The sequence below is a fragment of the Salibacterium aidingense DSM 18341 genome (genome assembly GCF_000429685.1).
Classification (GTDB): domain Bacteria; phylum Bacillota; class Bacilli; order Bacillales; family Marinococcaceae; genus Salibacterium; species Salibacterium aidingense.
Map to the genome: position 1 here is coordinate 1 of NZ_AUCI01000038.1, position 19,287 is coordinate 19,287.

Consider the following 19,287-nt stretch of genomic DNA (forward strand, 5'->3'; position numbering starts at 1 on the left):
TCAGTAATTCATTTTTTAAAACGGAGGCATACGTGGTATAATATTAATATATTACTGGTCCATAGAGACCGCGTGCGAGTAATCGTACTTTGTATTATTCCTGACCATGGAATAGATACATTTCAATAGCTTGTTCATGCAAGCTACAGTGGCAACCTTATCCTTCTTGGGATTAGGTTGCTTTTTTAATTTATAGTAATAATCCACGATATGATTGGACGCTGCTTTTTGTTGGCGAATCATATTCCGAACAATGAAGTATAAAATTTTCCTTCCTTTTGGATTGCCTCGTTTGTTAATGCGATCTTGACCTTTATATTTTCCGGATTGGAATCTTCTAATATCAATACCCATAAAGGCGTTCACTTTTTTATGATTTGAAAAGCGGGAAAGGTCGCCAATTTCACCAATAAGAAGCGCTGCACTAATTTCACCAATACCTGGGAAACTTGTAAGGATCTTAAACTCTGAAAGCTGTTTGGTGTTGGCAATCAATTGTTCAGAAACTTGTTCTTTCTCCTCTAAGAGGTAATGCAATTGTCGTGCATAATATTGAACTTTTTGAGTTTGAACACTGTGTGGGGACACAGCTGGATAAGATTCCAAAGCGTAGTCGATCATTTGACTAGCCTTTTCCTTGGCTCGATTTTCCGAAATCTTTTTGGCGGTACTTTTCCTCAGAAGGTTTTTGATTTTTGTTTTACTCGTTTGTAGGACAAGTTCTGGATGGGGGAATAATTCTATAAGGGTTAAGGCATAAAGTGTAACCCTGCTTGTAAAGAATCGCTCCAGCTCAGGAAAACTTAACTGGATGGCATGATGCAAGTACATCCGTGTTCGTTTTATCTCCTCTTCCATTTCTTGATAAAACCGAGAAAGATCACGGATTTCATGATAAATGTTTGATTGTTGGATTTTTTCTGGCCGGTCATTTCGTTGGTGAGTTTGTGCTAATTTATGAGCATCCTGTTTGTCTGTTTTCCAGCTTCTGAGCGTTCCTTGTTCTAGTTGCTTTTTTGCCTCAAGAGGGTTTAATAAGCAGTACTTCAAATGATTCTTTTGACAAAAAGTTTCTACTGGTTTGGAGTAAATACCAGTTGATTCAAAAACGAGAATAGGTTCTTCTGAGAGGCTGCTAATTTCATCAAGCAGTACTTGAAAACCGCTCCTATTATGAAGAAATTCTCCTTCTGAAAGACACGTTTGACCATCGTATAAGACTTTGTAGCTTTTCCCCATTGAAATGTCTAAAGCAATGATTAATGCCACTACTCTCCCTCTCTCCTTATTGTTTTGAAAGATCTTCCCCTACTCATTTCGATTCTAATTTCCTATACACGAGCTCTATGGCCCCAACATACTTAAACCTGATTCAAAAATGAAAGGGAAGAAACCCGATTTTTTGTTCGGATTCGCAATCCTTGAGGCTTTGGTCGGGCTTTCTTTCCCTTCTCACTATATCTCAAATAAATAGTGGGTAAAGCCACCCGTCGATGACCTTACCCACTAATCTTAGTATGTTTTTTAACAGGACATATATTCCTTTATTTGTGACTAAAGGGTGGATTTTGAGAAAGCTCGGACATCTGTGCCGTTATTGGCTGAAATGGCCCCTGATATATGGGCAGAAAGGGCAAATAGTGGAACAAATGTCCGCAGTTCCTTGGAAAAACCCGCAAAAAAGGGAAATAAGCGATTAAATGTCCGCATGTTCTTTCTGCAGCGATTGGTAGTACCTCTTTACGAGTTCATCCATGACTCTGTTCGTGCGCAGGGCCGTTTCTCCAGTACTCGGAGCTGTGGTTCCTTTTCCGAGTAGTTCCTCGACGATCGCCTGAATGAGATACCGCTGGATCGGACGCGGCTGCTCGATGATATAGTCTTTGGTTTCGGTTCCGGTGAGAAGTGTGACCGGTTTTTCATCAAAAGAAGAGAAAATAATCTCTCCTTTCGTTCCGACGATCCGGTTGATGTCTTCTTTTTGGTAGGAGGAAAAATTCCAGATGCCGGTACCGGCAGCACCGTTTTCGAAGAGAAAGGCACCGCTTACGGTATCTTCGGCTGGGTACGCTCCGGCCTGATTCCGGGCGAAACCTTTGACATCGGTGACGGGGCCAAGCAGATAGTCGAACAGGTCAAGCGTATGGGAAGCAAGATCAAAAAACAGGCCGCCGCCGCTGATCTCCGGATCCACCCGCCACGGCCACCTGCCGTTATCGTTTTTTTCTGTGAGGGGCTGGGTATGTTGGATGGAGACAAACCGGATGGCTCCGATAGCTTCTTGCTCAAGCAGCTCCTTCACTTTTAGAAAGCGGGGCAGGGTGCGCCGGTAGTAGGCGACGAAAAGGGGGACGTGGTTTTGTTTGCAAACCTCAGTCATTTCCCGGCATTCCTGAGTATTCAACGCCATCGGTTTTTCAACATAGACCGGTTTACCGGCCTCGGCGGCCATGATCGTATACTGTTTGTGATGGGCCGGCGGTGTTGCGATATAGACCGCATTCACTTCTTCATCTGCAATAAGGTCTTCCGCCTTGTCGTACCATTTCGGGACGTCGTGGCGTTTGGCGTAATCTTTGGCAAGTTCCGTATTCCGTCTCATCACGGCGACTAACGAACTATTTTCCGCCAGGTTAAAAGACGGACCGCTTTTCACCTCTGTTACATCCCCGCAGCCGATGATTCCCCATTTCACTTCTCTCATAAGATCCTTCTTCCTTTCTGTTTATGTTCTTACCACAATCATTAATCCAGTGGACCTGTCGAGTTTGGTTGTGGTTAGATTGGTGGGGCACTGTAAATGATGGATCACATTTTTTATTTTTCCTGCATGGTTCCGGGGCCGCTCGTCCTGCAAAAGGAGATCATCGATAAGGTAGAATTGTCCTGGACTTCCTTGTGGATTTGTGCAGCGGCCGCCGGTATTCCTGTATTCACTTTTTCTCTCCTTTCTGAATCCACTCTTTTTTATGTTAAAATCATCATATCATAACAGAGACAACTTGTGAGATTAAGTAAATCCTGAAATAATATAGAAAACAAGGGAAAAAGGACGTCATTATGGCTGCGAATTCGGTTTGGAACAATGTGTTATTTTCTCCGGCACCCATAAATGAAAAAAAGCTGAGCTCGGAGCTTCGGGGAAAAACGATTCTTATCACCGGGGCCAGTTCCGGTATTGGGGAACAGCTGGCTTATCAGCTGGCCGGCCAGGAGGTACAGATGATCCTGGTGGCGAGACGAGAAGAACAACTCCACCATGTGCAAAGGGAAATAGAAAAAGAAACTGCTACAGCAAGCATTTATCCAGTAGATCTTCGGCATAGAGAAGAAAGGGAAAAGCTGCTGGCTTATCTCGTTGCGCTTCCGGACGGACTGGACATCATCGTCAGTAATGCCGGGCATTCGATTCTGCGTTCCATTGAGGATTCCCTGAACCGTTACCATGATTTCACGCGGACGATGGATATAAATTATCTCGCTCCGGTGCATTTGCTTCTTTCCCTGATCCCTTTGCTGGAAAGGAAGCACGGGCATATTATTAACATTTCTGGGATTAATGCTCTGCTGCTCCCGGTACCGTATGGGGCTGCATACCAGGCTTCCAAATCGGCCTTTGATGCCTGGCTCCGCTCAGCTGCGCCGGAATTGCGGGAAAAGAACGTGGCCGTTACGTCCATCTATCTGCCGCTCGTCCGCACTCCAATGATCCAGCCGACCGCCGTTTATCAAAACATTCCTGGAGTAACAGCTGATCACGCCGCAGATATAATCAGGCGGGCCCTCTACACAAAAAAGAAAAAAGTCAGGCCATGGTGGCTGCCTTTTGCCGAGTTTGCTTCCTTGTTTGGAAGACGACTCTTCGAACCAGCCATGCAGCGACTGGTGAGGAAAAAGGGGAAGGATCAATGAAAATCGCTAAACTCCTCTCTGTGTTATATCAAATGAAGGCTCTCACTCCAAAAGGCATGTTCAGCTTAGCGGCCGCGGTCCTGCAGCACGGAATAAACGTAATGGCGCTGCTCGATTTTGCCAAACGCAGGTATGGGGAAAAAGAAGCATTAATAGAGGAAGAAGTAACCCTCACGTATCAGCAGTTGTGGTCTCAGGCCGGGACCCTGGCTGCTGTCTTTTACAATCGTTACGGTTTAAGAAATGGAAGAAAGATCGCCGTCTTGTGTCAAAATCACGCTCGGCTCATCCAAACGATATTCGCTGCCTCCCGGGTGGGGGCCGACATTTATCTGTTGAATCCGGAAATCGGCAGGCAGGGGTTCCGCCAATATGTACAGCAATATTCCTTTGATCTGCTAGTGTATGATTCCAGGGCAGAAGAGGTAGTGACATCCTCCTATGCAGGGGAAAAGGTGTGCAGTACCAGGGAACAGGATCCTTCGATTCCGAGCCTGCTTCAAGCGGCGGGGCGGGAAACCCAGCGGATTCCCCGCCAGTCCATGGGCAGCCTGGTCCTGTTGACCGGAGGAACGACAGGAAAACCAAAAGAAGCACCTCACCAACCATCTCTTTTTTCCTATCTAAACCCGTTTTTATCGATGCTCTCCCGGCTCAAGCTTGGAAAATATGAGACCGCCTATATCGCAACGCCGCTTTATCATGGCTACGGTATCGCCGTGTTACTCCTATTTGCAGCCTTAGGGAAAAAAATCGTGATCCGCAGAACGTTTCAGGCGCGCGAAGCCTGTGAGGTAATACGCCGTTATCAGATCGAGGTCATGACCGTCGTTCCGATCATGCTGTATAAATTGATGGAAACCGATCCGGACAGCCTGACCCCGCTGGACTGCATCGCTTCCGGAGGGGCGCCCCTTTCCCCGGACCTTGCCGATAAAGTAATCCGAAGACTGGGGCCAGTATTGTATAACCTGTACGGCACGTCCGAAACGGGACTCCTAACGATCGCCTCTCCATCTGAGCTGCGCTATTCTTTGTCTACCATCGGTAAACCGATACACGGAGTGAAAATGAAGGTAGAGGAGGATGGCGAGCTGTTTGTGCAAAACAATGCTTCCGCACGGAATCAAGCTTTTGTCTGGATCAGTACAGGGGATCTGGCGAGCCGGGACCTCCAGGGATATTATTTTTTACAAGGCCGCTCCGAAGAACGGATCGTCTCCGGCGGAGAAAATGTATATCCCATCGAAATCGAGCAGCTCCTCCAGCACCATCCCCGCATCGCAGACGCCGCCGTCGCGGGAATACCGGATGAGCCATTTGGCGAACGGCTGAAAGCCTGGATCCAGCCTGCCCTCGGCGCGGTCCTGACAGAAGAAGAACTCCGCCTCTGGCTGCGTTCTGAAGCCGCCCGCTTTCAAATGCCGAAGGAAATCGTGTTTGTCAGTGAAATCCCCTATACTCCACTTGGAAAAGTGGATAAGTCACAACTGAAAGATTAATAAGTATTCTGGGACGATGAGAAAATAACATGGAACAATTAATAAACATAACGAGATGATAAAGAAAGAACGTGGGACAATTAGTAAATTCTCGACACAATAAGAAAATACACCGGAATAAGAAGAAAAGCCGGCGGAACGATGAGAAGCATCATCCACCGGCTTTACACAAAGATTCCGAGCCAGACCGCGGTAAGAATGGCGAGCAGAAGCAGGATTTTTTCTACATTCGACACGTCTTCCGGATCATGGATGTTCATTTTTACAATCAGGACGATGGCGGCAGCAGCTGATGCCGCAAGTCCGAGGCTGGCGGTCAGCCGTTCGAGGCCGAGCCAAAACGTACAGCCACCCACAAGCAGGTAATAGATAATCGCTGGAAGGCGGCAGAATGGCAGCCCCAGTGTTTCTGCCGCCCACACAACAGTCGTATTTTTCTTCGGGAAGGCGCCCGCATCGGCACTCAGATCAGGGATATGATGAACCATTACCCAGGCAATGCAGATGAGTGCATTAATAACAGCGTTTTGCATAGCCCATTCCGGAATCGTGCCAAGGGCGAGCCAGGCACCGCCAAATCCCAAAAACAGCAGAGACGGAAATGTACACAGCCATTCACCTGCGAGTGGATAATAGCTGAGCCGAAGCGGCGGTACGGAGTAAGCAGCTGCGGCCCAGACCCCAACGATAATCAGGAGGGCTAAACGGAAATATCCCATCATGAGTAATACAGCTGCGGACGCCATCAATAGGATCGTCAGCCATTTCCCAATCCGGCCCAATGTCTCCACGGACATGGCACCCGTCTGAATAACCCGGCTGCCCCCGGACAAAATCGCCGGACTCTTTTCGTCGGTGCCGGATAAATAGTCGGTATAATCATTTAATATATGGGTCAGCACGCCATGTATCAAAAAGGCGCCAAATACAAGCAGCAGAAATAAAGCAATCCACTGCCCGGCAGGGATGCGGAAATATAACGGAAGCATCGTGGATATGATGGCAGCCACACTAGAGGAAATCACGGCAATCCAGCGGAGCAGCAGTATTCCATTTTTTACAGCACTTTGTGTGTGTGGTATCATCCTATATCACTCATTTCCAATATCAGTTCTTCCCTCTCTATATAGAGGAAAAACATAGGGACGGAATTAGTTTAGATAAAATTCCCACTGAAAGAATAATATGTTAGTTTTCGCGTTTCATGCCGTTGAAAAAGCGGTAAGATTCTTCTTTTCTTTGATAAAAACATGATATAATAGAGCAAACAATGACAAATTAGGGGGGATTATCTTTGCGATGGAAGGAAGTCCGGCAGCAGTTCCCCGATCGATGCGTTTTAATAGAAGCACTTGACGCTTATACCTCTCATCATGAAAGAATAATAGAAGACATGTCGGTGATTGATGATTTTGAAAACGGCAATGCTGCCTGGAAAGCATATAAAAAATTGCATGAAGACAATCCTTCTCGTGAATTATATATTTTCCACACTAATAATGAAACGATCAAAGTAATGGAACAGCCTTACTTTGGCATCCGCCGGCACATATGAAGATAAAGATGGCGGACTCGCTGCCGGTCGTTTCTATGGTGCTAGACTATAATGGTTTTCGTAAGCGCTGTCACCGTGTCTTGATAGATACCGGATGTGCGGCAACGATTGTAGATACAGATCTGGCCGAAGAAATAGGATTTCTGCTGGATTTGGAAGGGGCCGTTCTTCGCAAGATGTACGGAGTCGGCGGCACTGAAATCTGTATTGAACAAATCGTGCCTAGGATCACCTTTGATCGTTTCGAACTGACTGACTTTGTCATGCAGCTCGGTGATATACGAAATCTATACGGTTTTGACGCCATTATTGGAAATGATTTTCTACTTTATCATAAGCTGGTCGTTGACTTTGATCACATGTGGGTTGGCCCCAGGTAGGGATAGGGGAGCCGGGAAAATGCTCCAGGCCCTGCTCCACCTATAACAATACTCCCAAGAGGATCAAGGCTCCAATAATAATCACCACAGCGGCAACGATGCGCAGAAGACAACCAACCCCGCGCATAATGAGCGGGAATAAAAAGATAATCATCACAATGAGTATAATCAATGAAAGAGGATCCACGTTCAGCCTCTCCTTTCTTTTCCCATCATACTCCAACCCATACCCCTTTATCCAGTTTTTTAAAATGAGAACCCTCTTTCCTTCGTTCCAAATACCCGACTGCTAAAGTTAGAGAAAAGAAGTGGGGAGGATTTCAGGCAGTTATATGACAGTATCGGTACAGTAGAGGGCAGAAAATATAGGGCAGTGTGGTGATAGCTGCGGCAACTGAAACCGAATTACCTTACGTTAATTGCCGCTTGAGTATAAGATTGTTGATTAATAATTTTCTCTGTCGAAACAATTCACTTGTATACAATTATATTTGTACTGCTAAAATTACATAAAAGGTGAAATAAGTGAAAGACAAAAAGTATTCAGATCAAGAGTTAGAAAAGAAAGTTTTAAATCTGCGTGAACAAATGGTGTCCACAGCTAAGGGAAAATAGAAAGGGTATGTCCACAGATCGGCAACCGTTAAGATGAGGAAATGAGAAACCTTTTAATAGTTCATTGGAGTTATGGTAGAATAAAGAAAATTATGCAGGTAAGGAGACGTTCCATGACATCCATTATTGGACACATCCAGGTAAACTATCCTCAGCTCAGTAAAATGGAGAAAAAAATAGCCGATTACATCATGGAGCATAAAGAAAACCTCCTAAATATACACATTCGGGAACTTGCAGATAATATCGGGGTATCCGAAGCTACCATTACTCGTTTCAGCCACAAAGTAGGCTGCGAAAATTTTGTTGAATTAAAAATACTGCTGAGGGATGTTGTGGAAAGAGACGTGGAGACGTCCGGAATCATTGGGAGTGTAGATGAAATTTATGATACGGTTATGCAGTCTACTCGCCGGCTGTTGAATGAAAAACGTCTGCAGACAGCGGTGAATTGGTTGAATGAGGCAGATTCTATACATATTTATGGGATTGAAAGTTCTGGGTTAACAGCAGAAGAAATGAAAAAAAGACTCTTACGAATGGGTTACAAAGTAGATGCTCATACCGGTGCTCATGTTATGGTGATTAATTCCTCGATTCTTGGAAGCGGCGATGTAATTTTAGCTATTTCTAACTCCGGACAGACCAGAGAGGTTGTAGAAGCCTGTGAGTTCGCAAAGAAACAAGGTGCTAAAGTAGTCAGTATTACAAACTACGACCAAACGCCTTTAAGCAGAACTTCTGATATTTTGCTCTTCACTTCAAATTTAAAAATACACGAGGCAAAAGGACTATTAAATTCACAGTTATCTATGATCTATGTGTTGGACATCCTGACGATGATGCTCTTACAAAACACAGAAGCAGCCATTCGTTATGAAAAAACGGTTAATGCCTTAAACAGCTTAAAAAAAATTTAAGCTAGGGCCAAATGACCATGCTATTTAAAATCAGTGTTCTGACTTCACCTGAGAAGGCCTGCAACCAACAACGGTGTGTTAGTGCAGGAGGATGTCTGATTCGTTATTATCCTTTTTATGAAGTAGATACGTAAATTTCTAGTTATAATGTGAACCCAGCAATAGTTCCCAAATATAGCAGAACAAAGTATCCGTTCCGTGCTCCAAATTCCGATACTTCCAGCGTTTAAAAAAATATATGTCTTCGGAGGTGAGCCAATCAGCCTTAACTCCCTCCGAAACATCTAGATTTCTTTATTTATCGCTTTATAAAAGGAGTGCGTAATGAGTTGAGGTCTGGTGATAGCCCCTCCTACAACAACACAGTGTGCCCCTTTGGCAAGTGCACGGCGGGCCATCTCAGGTGTTGTTATTTTTCCTTCTGCCACAACAGGGATAGAAAGGTTCTGATGCAGCTTTTCGAGAAACGCAAAGTCGTTGTCGGCAACGGCCTGATTTCTTGTTGCGGTTGTGTATCCTAAAAGTGTGGTAGAGACACAGTCAAATCCTTTCTCTTCGGCGCTGAGTGCTTCCTCTATCGTTGAAATATCTGCCATCAACGTTATTTCCTTGTTCCTCCCTCGAGCCGTATCCATGAGTGTATCTATTTTTTCATCGTTTGGCCGCATGCGGTTGGTGGCATCTAAGGCAAGCATGTCTGCCCCAGAGTCCACTATCTCCTTCACTTCCTTTTCGGTTGGCGTGATAAAAACATCACTGTCTTCATAAACGTTTTTACGGATGCCAACCACTGGCAGAGCTACATGCTGTTTTATTTCTACAATATCGGCATAAGAATTTGCACGAATGCCTGCGGCTCCCCCTATTTTTGCAGCTAATGCCATCCTCCCCATAATAAAAGAGGAATGCAGGGGTTCGTCTTCTAAAGCCTGGCATGACACAATCAGTTGGTCTTTCCATTGATGCAGTAAGGGATGCGTCATTCTAATCATTCTCTCCCATCGCTTCTTCTACTTCGTTTTTAATACCAGTAACTTCAGGTCCGTAAATGACCTGGACACCGTTACCGCTTGTTACTACTCCTTTAGCTCCCGTGTGTTCTAGTTTTTCCTTGGATATATTTTCAGTCGAATAAACACTTACCCGAAGTCTGGTGGCACAGGAATCAAGATCTTTCACATTGATTTTTCCGCCGAGACCATCTAAAATAGCTTTGGCTCGTTCAGTGCCTTCCATCATCTCAGCTTCATTTTTTTCTTCCCGTCCAGGTGTTTTTAAATTGAACTTTCCGATAGCAAACCGGAAAGTGAAATAGTACAAGAAGAACCAGGGCACACCGATCACAGGGACCATCATCCAATTCGTCTTGTCATTCCCCTGTAATACCCCGAAAAGCACGAAGTCAATAAATCCGCCAGAAAACGTCTGTCCAATAGTAATCTCAAATATGTGAGCAAGCATGAACGCCAGCCCGTCATAAAAAGCGTGTACTACGTATAACAGAGGGGCAAGAAATAAAAAGGAAAACTCAATAGGTTCTGTAATACCTGTTAAAAAGGAAGTCAATGCAGCCGAAAATAAAAACCCAAATACTTTTTTCTTATTTTCCGGTTTTGCCATATGGTACATAGCAAGACAAGCTCCGATCAAGCCAAACATCATAGTAATGTGGCGGCCTGACATAAAGCGGGCGGTACCGATAAAAAACTGATCAACGCTGCCTTCACTCAGCTGCGCAAAGAAAATACGCTGGGTGCCTTCGATGATGGAACCGCCAATTTCCATAGTTCCTCCCAGGCTCGTTGTCCAAAACGGAATATAAAATATATGATGGAGGCCAAATGGTCCTAAAAGGCGGAGAATGAAACCGTAAATCAAGGTTCCGATATAGCCTGTCGCTTCAATAAGTCCACCCATGGAGAATATGACAGATTGAATAGAAGGCCACACGATATAAAGAAGAAGACCAAGAATAATGGAGCTGAAGGCGGTAATAATTGGAATGAATCGTGAACCGCCAAAAAATCCAAGGAAACGAGGCAATTCAATTTTGTTATAGCGGTTATGCAGCCAGTACGTCATGAGACCCACGACAACCCCACCGAATACCCCGGTTTCTAAAGATTGGATGCCTAGCAGCATTCCCTGCCCGACTTCTGCCATTTCTTCTTCCGGTGCAAGATTTCCTGTAATGGTTAAAATGGCATTGATCGTGGCGTTCATTACAAGGTATCCGAGCATGGCTGCGAGGCCAGCTGTTCCCTTATCTGAACGTGCAAGCCCGATCGCTACCCCCACGGCGAAAATAACAGCTAAATTGGCAAAGACAATATCCCCGGCAGAGCTCATAGTAATAAAAATAGCCTGAAGCCATGGCTGATCCAGAAATGGATAGGCCTCAATCGTGGCCTCATTGCTGAAAGCTCCGCCAATCCCAAGAAGCAGCCCAGCTGCAGGGAGCACAGCGATAGGAAGCATAAAAGATTTCCCAAATCGCTGGGCTTTTTCAAAGAAAGCAGATTTCATAACAATCCTCCTAAGGAAAATGGTTTTCATAAATATTTTAATTATGAAAATGGTTTTTATCAAGACTTTTTTGAAAATTCTTTAGGGAAATGTCACGGTAGAGTTTATTGACCTTATTTATCCTGGTCCAAGCGTTCGTGAAACTCCCGGATGCCTTGAGTTCGCGCAGGCTCAAGGCATCCTTTTGTTAGCTGGTATGGCTCTAGGAAATAAAGGACATTTTCCGGCTCAACATGTCTCTAATAAACGTATTAAAACCATCAGCAGAAGAGAAAGCCCCCACTGAGAAAAGTTTCATCTTATGTTTGATTATAAATTTTCAAAAAATCCATTGACTTGTCAGACAACTGCAATTATAATAAGTTTGTAAACAGTTGTCAGACAACATACAAAAAAGGAGAGGATTTTTGTGAGCGTTTCCACATTAAGAGGGGTTATTCCACCGGCAGTTACAGTATTTAATGAAGATGAAAGCATAAATATCGAACTGTTTCGAGAGCATCTTCGTTATCTTCTATCAAATAATATCGGTGGTATCAGCATTGGTGGCAGCACAGGAGAAGGCCATGCCTTGTCAAGTCAAGAACTCAAACAATTAGTTGAAATAGGAGTGGAAGAAACACAGGGAAAAGTTCCAGTTATCGCAGGGATTATACGCGACTCTGCCAGAGATGCGATTGAATACGCGAAAGTGGCGAAAGAAGCAGGCGCCGATTATTTGATGATAACTCCAGTACACTATTTCTTGCCTGATGATGATGCCCATTACGAGTTTTATAAAGCCATCAGCGATGCGGTAGAATTGCCAATTATCATTTATAACGTTGTGCCCACCGCTGTGATCACGCCTGAATGCATGAAAAAATTGGCGGAAATTAAAAACATCATTGGAATTAAACAAAGCGGTGGTGATATTCATGCTTTAAATAAGATGATGCTGGAACTTCCTGAAGAACAAATCGTTTGGAGTGCGGTAGACGCATTATTATACCCAACCTACGCTCTTGGAGCAGAGGGGTCCATTGCAGCTATTTTAACAGTACTTCCAGAATTATGTGTGGAGCAATGGGAAGCGTGTGAACAAGGAGATTTTGAAAAAGCAAAAGAAATCCACTATAAAATGCTTCCAACTTGGTTAGCGATGGATAGAAATAATATGCCATCACGAACAAAAGAAGTCCTCAGGCAGCGAGGATTTAATGTAGGAAAGCCACGGAGTCCATTTCACCCCATCACCGACGAAAATGTGGATGCTATTAGCAAAGCTCTCGATCATGCAGGAATAGCGAAAGCTCCAGTTTCTAACTAGTTTCATGTGTTCTTTAAATTTGTGGCGTTTTCTTACATGAAGAGGAATAGTAAAACGTTTGACATGTCAACACCGCTTCATGTAAGGGAAGCGCTTTCTAATCAACCTTAAATGTAAGCGTTATCAGGAGGCGGCTGATGAAAAAGATAATGAATACTGCAGATCAGTTTGTGGATGAAGCATTAGAAGGAATTATCTGCACCCATTGGGATGCACTTAAATTCACCCAACATGACAGAAGAGGAGTAGTTCGCAGGCGCGCTCCTGCTAAAGGAAAAGTTGCCATTGCAACAGGCGGCGGTGCGGGACATCTCCCTTTGTTTCTTGGTTACGTAGGGGAAGGTTTGGCCGATGGAGTATCGGTAGGAAACGTATTCACTTCTCCAAGTGCAGATACGATGTATGAAGTAGCAAGGGAAATTGAAGGCGGCGAAGGAGTTCTTTTTTTATATGGTAATTATTTTGGAGATAAGATGAATTTTGAGGTAGCTAAAGATATGCTTGAAGACGAAGATATAAAGACCGAATCGGTTATTATCTCCGATGATATTGCCTCGGCGTCAAGAGACAAGTGGCAGGAGAGAAGAGGTGTAGCCGGTCTCTATTTCGCTTACAAGATAGCTGGAGCTGCTGCAGCAAAAGGCCACTCGTTGAAAGAGATAAAAAGAGTAACGGAAAAAGCAGCAGAAAATCTGGCGACAATGGGAGTGGCGATTTCACCATGCACTATTCCTGAGTCCGGGCGTTCCACTTTTGAAATCGGTGAAAATGAAATGGAGATTGGAATGGGAATCCACGGAGAACCTGGTATAGAAAGGGACACATTACAAACAGCGCGAGAAATTACGAAACAGATCGTGGACCGTTTGCTCAGTGATATTAACGTGAGAGCAGAGGAAGAAGTGGCTGTCCTCATTAACGGGGCCGGTGCAACTCCCTTAGAAGAATTATATATTGTAGCGAATGAAACCAATAAATTGTTACACTCTTATGAAATTTCTATCTATTCCATGAAAGTTGGAGAATATGCTACATCACTTGAAATGGGGGGATGCTCTATATCGATGTGCAAAGTCGATGAAGAGTTAAAAGAGTTATTGGAAGCGGGGGCTTACTCCCCATTTATTCGGCATGAAGAAGGAGGAAGCAAATGACTCTTTCCCTTTTAGTGAATGAATATTATGAGTTCATAAAAAAAATAAAGGATGAATTGAATCAACTGGATGCTGCCCAGGGAGATGGAGATCTTGGCAATACGATGGTTGGCGGAGCAAAGGCATTGAAGGTAGAGGCAGAAAATACGAAGAACATACCTGATTGGTTGGTTGAAGGGGGGAAGGCATTTCGAAAAGCAGCCCCGTCCACCATGGGAATATTAATAGCTTCTGCCATGATCAAAGCAGGAAAACAGCAAAAAGAAAATAATCGTTTAGAGTGGAGCGACATCCAAAAAACAATGATAGAAGAAATAATGAAAAGAGGGAAAGCATCACGGGGTGACAAGACGTTATTGGATGCATTTATTCCGGCGGTAAACGCGTTTGAAGAAGCGTCTGATCAAGGAGTATCTATCGCTTTAAAAGAAGCTGCAAGTACTGCAAAGGCAGAAGCAGAAAAGACGAAAAATCTCAATGCTAAAACAGGAAGATCCAGCTGGATGGGCGATAGAGCCAAAGGGAATATGGACGGTGGTGCCTGGCTTTGTTACAAAACGTATCAATTTTTAGCAGATTGGGTTAAATATGAAGAGAAGAAAGGGGAAAAATCATGAAAAAAGTAATGGGTCTGCTTACTGTACTATTCCTATTATTGGGTGCTACAGCATGTGCCGATAATACAGGAAATGAAGAGACTGGAGGGGACAATGGGGAAACGGGTGGAAGTGAAGGACAAGACTCCAATGGTGAATCTGAAGCGGATGCGGAGACGAACTCGGACTATCCGGAGGAACCGATTGAAATTATTGTTCCATTTGCTGCCGGAGGGGGTACCGATTCTGTAGCGAGAGTATTGTCTGAATCCCTCGCACCGATCCTCGATGAGGAAATCACAGTAGTAAACAGAGAGGGAGGTTCCGGAGCGAATGGGATGAATGAAGGGTTGAATGCGGAGCCCGATGGCCACACGTTAACGCTGGTAACCAGAGAAGTTGTCTCGCTCCCACTTCAGGGAACGGCTCCATTTGAACCGATGGATTTCAAGTATGTTGCCAATGTCAATGAAGACCCGGCCGTATTAGTGGTTTCTGGGAAATCGGACTATGAAAGTGTAGATGATTTAATTAAGGCTTTACAAGATAACCCGGGTGAAATGAATTTCGCCGCCTCTACTGTGCCAAATTACTACGGAATTCAGTTTAGTGAAAATACCGATGTGGAATTCAATACTGTTCCCTATCAGGGAGCGTCACCAGCGATCACGGAAATACTGGGTGGAGGCGCCGACTTTGGCATTTATAATCCAGGAGAAGTAAAATCACAGGTGGAATCCGGCGATTTAAGACCACTCGCGGTAATGGCTGATGAGAGATTTTCCGGGTTTGAAGATGTCCCGACTTTTGAAGAAGAAGGATATGCTATTGAGAGCGGAACCTATCGCGGAGTAGCAGTTCCACCGGAAACACCGGATAGTATTGTGGCTACGCTTGAAGGGGCTATTCAAGAAGCCGTAGAAACAGAAGAATTCCAGGATTTTATGGAAGAATCCTTCCTTGGAATAGGTTACTATAATTCCGAAGAGTTTAAAGAAATGATTCAGGCGGATGAAGAAACATTAAAACCCATTATAGAAATTGCTAATGAAAAAGCAGAGCAGTAATTGTAATATGAAATTTTTTGAGGGGGCGATCCCCCTCTGTCATATAAACGCTGTTTTTCCCCACCCTTTTGAAAAGTAGGTGATTGGTATTCGCGCAGGTAATTATTCCTTCTCAGCTTTTATGATTATATTATCCATTGCAGCTATTTTTTTTACAAAAGATTTTGTTGATAATATTCCCAATGAAGTAGGACCGCGGTTTTACCCAATCCTTGTCGCTGTGTTAACGATCCTATTGAGTTTGTTACAGATCGTTTCAACATTTCGACAGCATAATGGAGACACTGCTATTTTTTCACGTCAAAAATGTTTAAGAGTAATTGCGGGACTGCTTTTCTTTATGCTGTATTTCTACGCCATGCAGCTCATTGGTTTCTTCATATCGACCCTTGTTTTTATGATTGTTTTCATGTGGAGCCTCGGTCTTCGTGATTGGAAAAAAAACCTCGTGGTGCCTTTGCTCAGTACCTCGTTAATATTTTATGTATTTTATGAAATATTCAGTATTAGGCTTCCGGAAATACTATTTTAGGTCAGGAGGAGAAAAATGCTGCTTGAAGGTTTTCAAACAATACTCACCTTTTCCAACATTCTAGTTATTATTGTTGGTGTGGCTCTTGGAATTCTAGTAGGTTCTCTTCCAGGTCTCACTGCTACCATGACGATTGCATTACTCTTGCCTTTCTCCTTTGGCCTTACCCCGGTGGCTTCTATTGTACTGATGGTCAGTGTTTTTATTGGAGCTATCTATGGGGGCTCTGTTGCAGCCATCATTGTAAAAATCCCGGGAACACCTGCAGCGGCAGCAACTTTGTTTGATGGGTACCCTTTAGCTCAAAAAGGAGAAGTAGGAAAAGCATTAAGTACTTCCGTGGTAGGTTCCTTTGTGGGCGGCATTATAAGTACGACTGCATTAATATTGTTTTCTCCTTTGCTGGCGCGAATTGCCTTAGAATTTAGTGCCGCCGAATTTTTTTCGCTAGCTCTTTTTGGGTTAAGTATCATTGCAAGTGTCTCAGGAAAAACAGTGTTAAAAGGACTGATGGCAGGCTGTTTGGGGTTATTGGTTGCTATGGTGGGGATGGATCCTGTATCAGCCTATCCAAGGTATACATTTGATAGGACAGCGCTAATGAATGGTTTCAATCTAATTCCTGTATTAATTGGTTTATTTGGGGCTTCTCAAGTTCTTCTTTTCTTGGAGGATAAAGGGGAGAGCTCTGGTAAAATAAAAGAAAAAATAAAAACAAAAATTATTGGAGTGAAAGAAACACTTTCTTTAGCTGCAGCAATGATCCGCTCCGGAGCGATTGGAACGATGATAGGTTCCATTCCCGGTGCAGGTGCTGATATAGCAGCCTTTGTAAGTTACAATGAAGCTAAGCGCTGGTCCAAAGATAAAGAACAATTTGGAAAGGGTTCATTAAAAGGAATTGCAGCTCCTGAGGCAGGTAACAACGGGGTAACAGGAGGAACGATGATCCCTTTATTAACGTTTGGCATACCCGGAGATGCCGCGGCAGCTGTCATGTTAGGGGCTTTTTTAATTCATGGTTTGCAGCCGGGGCCAAATTTATTTACGTCGGACTCTGACCTCGTCTATGGATTGTTTGCAGGTATGCTGATCGCCAATCTGTTTATGTTGCTATTTGGGTTGCTATTCGTCCGTTATTTTGCCAAAATAATAAGCTTGGATACAAAAATATTAATGCCGATTATATTGGTTTTATGTGGGATAGGTTCTTTTTCCATGAACAATTCCATGTTTGATGTTTTTGTGATGCTGGGATTTGGTGTAGTTGGATATTTTATGACGAAATTGAATGTCCCCTTATCCCCTATCATTTTAGGTATCATTTTAGGACCAATGATTGAGGAGAATTTCCGTCGTGCCATGGTGTTGGAGGGAGGGAACTTGTCCTTTTTGTATAGTCGTCCGATCACAGTAATATTTTTGTCCCTTGCATTGCTGACGATTATTTCATCTTTGTGGTCAACTGCTAGAAAAACGTCCCAGAACAATTTACAATAATAAACAACAAGGAAGTGAGAAGGGGATTTTCATGTTTGAAAAACTATCGAGAACGCCTGTGGTAGAAGAAGCGCTGCAAGTTTTGAAGCAGAAGATTATTACAATGAATCCAGAAGAACGTCTTCCTCCAGAAAACCAATTAGTGAATGATCTCGGCGTCAGCAGACAAACCATTAGAGAAGTTCTCATTACGCTTCAAGCGGAAGGTTATATTCAAATAAGGCGGGGAAAAGGCGCCTATGTGATGGATAAAGAAGATTTTGACCGGAAGAAGTTTTTTGAATGGTTTCAAAACAATCGTTTTAAAATTCAGGAACTAATCGAAGTAAGACTGGCAATCGAACCTTTTGTAGCACGGTTAGCAGCGAATAAAATGACGGAGGAAGAAATTTATAACCTGGAAAAGCTCTACTCCCAGTTTTTGAATGAATTGGAGAAAAAAGATGCCGAAAAAATTGTTTTAGCGGATGAAGCTTTTCATGAGGCTATTTTAGAATCCAGTAGGAATGACGGCTTGCGCTTTATCTATAATAGTTTCATTCCAAGATTACATGAATACCGCAGCAGAGCTTTATCGCCGCCGGCGAATCCCAACCTGGCGATCAAAGCTCATCAAAACATTCTGGATGCTTTAAAAAACAGAGATGATCAAAAGGCCTACAATGCGATGACAAAACATATATTGGAGTCCCAGAATGATGTAATAAATACAGTCCAATATATTGCCGATTCAGATATAGAAAAATAAGCCTGGTTGAACAATGGAAGAATGGAGTGTTTGGAATTTGAAAAGTGATTTCTCCCCCGATTATTACGAAAAAATAAAGGAACGTTTGTACAGTGCTGTGATCTCAGATGTGTTAGATTCTATGGGATATCGAAATCAAACGATGATACCTTCCATCCGTCCTATTAGACGGGACATGAGTATAACCGGCCGGGCAAGAACGGTCCAGGCTGCCGATGTTCATCGAGAACCGGAACATCCATACAAAAAGCAATTGGAAGTATTGGACAGTATTCATCCTGGCGATGTTTTCATAGGGGACGTGGGGGGATCCGCCCGCTCTGCTTTTTTTGGAGAATTAATGGCTGCTGCTGTAAAGGTTTCCGGCGGCCGAGGTGCAGTTATTGATGGCTATGCAAGGGATGCTGCTCGTTTACTGAAACAGGACTTTCCATTGTTTACGAGAGGATTTCGGCCAACAGATTCATATGCCAGAAATGAGGTTTTGGATTATGATGTTCTTATAAAGTGCGGAGAAGTTACTATTCATCCCGGAGATTTAGTTTTTGGCGATATCGATGGCGTCGTTATTGTTCCATCGTTCCTAGAAAAGGAAGTGATAAAGAAAGCCACCGAAAAAGTAGAGGGTGAGAATTTGGTCCGGGATAAGATATTGGAAGGAATGAAAGTTTCTGAAGTATTTGAAAAGTACGGCATTCTCTAATAATAGGATGTCATGAGAATTTACAAGAAAGAAAAGGAGGAAATGTTTATGGACGGACAAACATTCTTGAATCTCATTAATGGAGAGTGGAAAGCAGCAGCCTCCAAAGAGACGATAACAAGCAGCAACCCGGCAGATGCCGGCGAAACAGTCGGAGAAGTTCAGAAATCGGGAAAAGAAGATCTTGATAACGCGGTTGCAGCTGCCGATAAGGCAAAAACAGAATGGAAAAAAATCGGCGCCCCCGCCCGCGGGAATTATTTGTTCA

The 19,287-nt window shown here is 43.7% G+C and carries 20 protein-coding genes; 14 read left to right on the forward strand and 6 right to left on the reverse strand.

Features of this window, described 5'->3' with window-relative positions; translation table 11 throughout:
- Positions 1–51: 51 nt before the first annotated feature.
- Positions 52–1,269, reverse strand: coding sequence for an IS110 family RNA-guided transposase (locus tag G475_RS0121115; RefSeq protein ID WP_026702953.1), 1,218 nt, complete (start codon positions 1,267–1,269; stop codon positions 52–54).
- A 427-nt stretch (positions 1,270–1,696) separates the two neighbouring features.
- The gene (locus tag G475_RS0121125; protein WP_026702954.1) at positions 1,697–2,704 is read right to left on the reverse strand and encodes a Gfo/Idh/MocA family protein; all 1,008 of its coding nucleotides are present in this window, start codon (positions 2,702–2,704) and stop codon (positions 1,697–1,699) included.
- Between the two features lie 356 nt (positions 2,705–3,060).
- Here G475_RS0121125 and G475_RS0121135 point away from each other — a divergent pair, with 356 nt between their 5' ends.
- Both G475_RS0121135 and G475_RS0121140 read left to right on the forward strand, forming a co-directional pair.
- Positions 3,061–3,912 (forward strand): SDR family NAD(P)-dependent oxidoreductase, encoded by an 852-nt coding sequence (locus G475_RS0121135; protein ID WP_026702956.1) that lies wholly within the window; start codon positions 3,061–3,063, stop codon positions 3,910–3,912.
- Complete coding sequence (locus tag G475_RS0121140; RefSeq protein WP_051302811.1) at positions 3,909–5,414, forward strand: AMP-binding protein; 1,506 nt, start codon at positions 3,909–3,911, stop codon at positions 5,412–5,414. Before G475_RS0121135 ends, G475_RS0121140 begins: the two co-directional genes overlap by 4 nt.
- Before the next feature lie 164 nt (positions 5,415–5,578).
- Here the strand turns inward: G475_RS0121140 and G475_RS0121145 are convergent, their stop codons facing one another.
- Complete coding sequence (locus tag G475_RS0121145) at positions 5,579–6,499, reverse strand: prenyltransferase (RefSeq protein WP_026702958.1); 921 nt, start codon at positions 6,497–6,499, stop codon at positions 5,579–5,581.
- 209 nt (positions 6,500–6,708) lie between these two features.
- Here G475_RS0121145 and G475_RS0121150 point away from each other — a divergent pair, with 209 nt between their 5' ends.
- Together G475_RS0121150 and G475_RS0121155 are read left to right on the forward strand one after the other, a co-directional pair.
- On the forward strand, positions 6,709–6,969 hold the full coding sequence (locus tag G475_RS0121150; protein ID WP_026702959.1) for a hypothetical protein: 261 nt from the start codon (positions 6,709–6,711) through the stop codon (positions 6,967–6,969).
- Positions 6,970–6,977: 8 nt separating this feature from the next.
- Positions 6,978–7,349 carry an aspartyl protease family protein gene (locus G475_RS0121155; protein ID WP_051302812.1) on the forward strand — a complete coding sequence of 124 codons (372 nt, stop codon included), beginning with the start codon at positions 6,978–6,980 and terminating at the stop codon, positions 7,347–7,349.
- A 40-nt stretch (positions 7,350–7,389) separates the two neighbouring features.
- Here G475_RS0121155 and G475_RS27435 read toward each other — a convergent pair whose 3' ends face one another.
- Positions 7,390–7,536, reverse strand: coding sequence for a hypothetical protein (locus G475_RS27435; RefSeq protein WP_156911838.1), 147 nt, complete (start codon positions 7,534–7,536; stop codon positions 7,390–7,392).
- A gap of 541 nt (positions 7,537–8,077) precedes the next feature.
- On the opposite strand from G475_RS27435, the gene G475_RS0121170 reads away from it, so the two are divergent.
- Complete coding sequence (locus G475_RS0121170; protein ID WP_026702961.1) at positions 8,078–8,884, forward strand: MurR/RpiR family transcriptional regulator; 807 nt, start codon at positions 8,078–8,080, stop codon at positions 8,882–8,884.
- Positions 8,885–9,168: 284 nt separating this feature from the next.
- On the opposite strand, the gene G475_RS0121175 is transcribed toward G475_RS0121170, so the two are convergent.
- Both G475_RS0121175 and G475_RS0121180 read right to left on the reverse strand, forming a co-directional pair.
- Positions 9,169–9,867, reverse strand: a complete 699-nt coding sequence (locus G475_RS0121175) for an N-acetylmannosamine-6-phosphate 2-epimerase (RefSeq protein ID WP_035712318.1) — start codon at positions 9,865–9,867, stop codon at positions 9,169–9,171.
- Between the two features lies 1 nt (position 9,868).
- Positions 9,869–11,410 (reverse strand): PTS transporter subunit EIIC, encoded by a 1,542-nt coding sequence (locus tag G475_RS0121180; RefSeq protein ID WP_026702963.1) that lies wholly within the window; start codon positions 11,408–11,410, stop codon positions 9,869–9,871.
- Positions 11,411–11,819: 409 nt separating this feature from the next.
- On the opposite strand from G475_RS0121180, the gene G475_RS25940 reads away from it, so the two are divergent.
- The 9 genes from G475_RS25940 to G475_RS0121225 form a co-directional block, all read left to right on the forward strand.
- Positions 11,820–12,719, forward strand: a complete 900-nt coding sequence (locus tag G475_RS25940) for a dihydrodipicolinate synthase family protein (RefSeq protein ID WP_035712322.1) — start codon at positions 11,820–11,822, stop codon at positions 12,717–12,719.
- Positions 12,720–12,856: 137 nt separating this feature from the next.
- Positions 12,857–13,873 carry a dihydroxyacetone kinase subunit DhaK gene (locus G475_RS0121190; RefSeq protein ID WP_026702964.1) on the forward strand — a complete coding sequence of 339 codons (1,017 nt, stop codon included), beginning with the start codon at positions 12,857–12,859 and terminating at the stop codon, positions 13,871–13,873.
- On the forward strand, positions 13,870–14,490 hold the full coding sequence (locus G475_RS0121195; RefSeq protein WP_026702965.1) for a DAK2 domain-containing protein: 621 nt from the start codon (positions 13,870–13,872) through the stop codon (positions 14,488–14,490). The genes G475_RS0121190 and G475_RS0121195 overlap by 4 nt, the downstream gene beginning before the upstream one ends.
- Positions 14,487–15,536, forward strand: a complete 1,050-nt coding sequence (locus G475_RS0121200) for a Bug family tripartite tricarboxylate transporter substrate binding protein (RefSeq protein ID WP_026702966.1) — start codon at positions 14,487–14,489, stop codon at positions 15,534–15,536. Before G475_RS0121195 ends, G475_RS0121200 begins: the two co-directional genes overlap by 4 nt.
- A gap of 121 nt (positions 15,537–15,657) precedes the next feature.
- Positions 15,658–16,068 (forward strand): tripartite tricarboxylate transporter TctB family protein, encoded by a 411-nt coding sequence (locus G475_RS28135; RefSeq protein ID WP_026702967.1) that lies wholly within the window; start codon positions 15,658–15,660, stop codon positions 16,066–16,068.
- A gap of 15 nt (positions 16,069–16,083) precedes the next feature.
- Complete coding sequence (locus G475_RS0121210) at positions 16,084–17,568, forward strand: tripartite tricarboxylate transporter permease (protein WP_026702968.1); 1,485 nt, start codon at positions 16,084–16,086, stop codon at positions 17,566–17,568.
- Between the two features lie 31 nt (positions 17,569–17,599).
- Positions 17,600–18,316 (forward strand): FadR/GntR family transcriptional regulator, encoded by a 717-nt coding sequence (locus G475_RS0121215; RefSeq protein ID WP_026702969.1) that lies wholly within the window; start codon positions 17,600–17,602, stop codon positions 18,314–18,316.
- Positions 18,317–18,353: 37 nt separating this feature from the next.
- Positions 18,354–19,019 (forward strand): RraA family protein, encoded by a 666-nt coding sequence (locus tag G475_RS0121220; protein WP_051302813.1) that lies wholly within the window; start codon positions 18,354–18,356, stop codon positions 19,017–19,019.
- 48 nt (positions 19,020–19,067) lie between these two features.
- A partial coding sequence (locus tag G475_RS0121225) for an aldehyde dehydrogenase family protein (protein WP_026702971.1) occupies positions 19,068–19,287 on the forward strand: 220 nt, incomplete at its 3' end.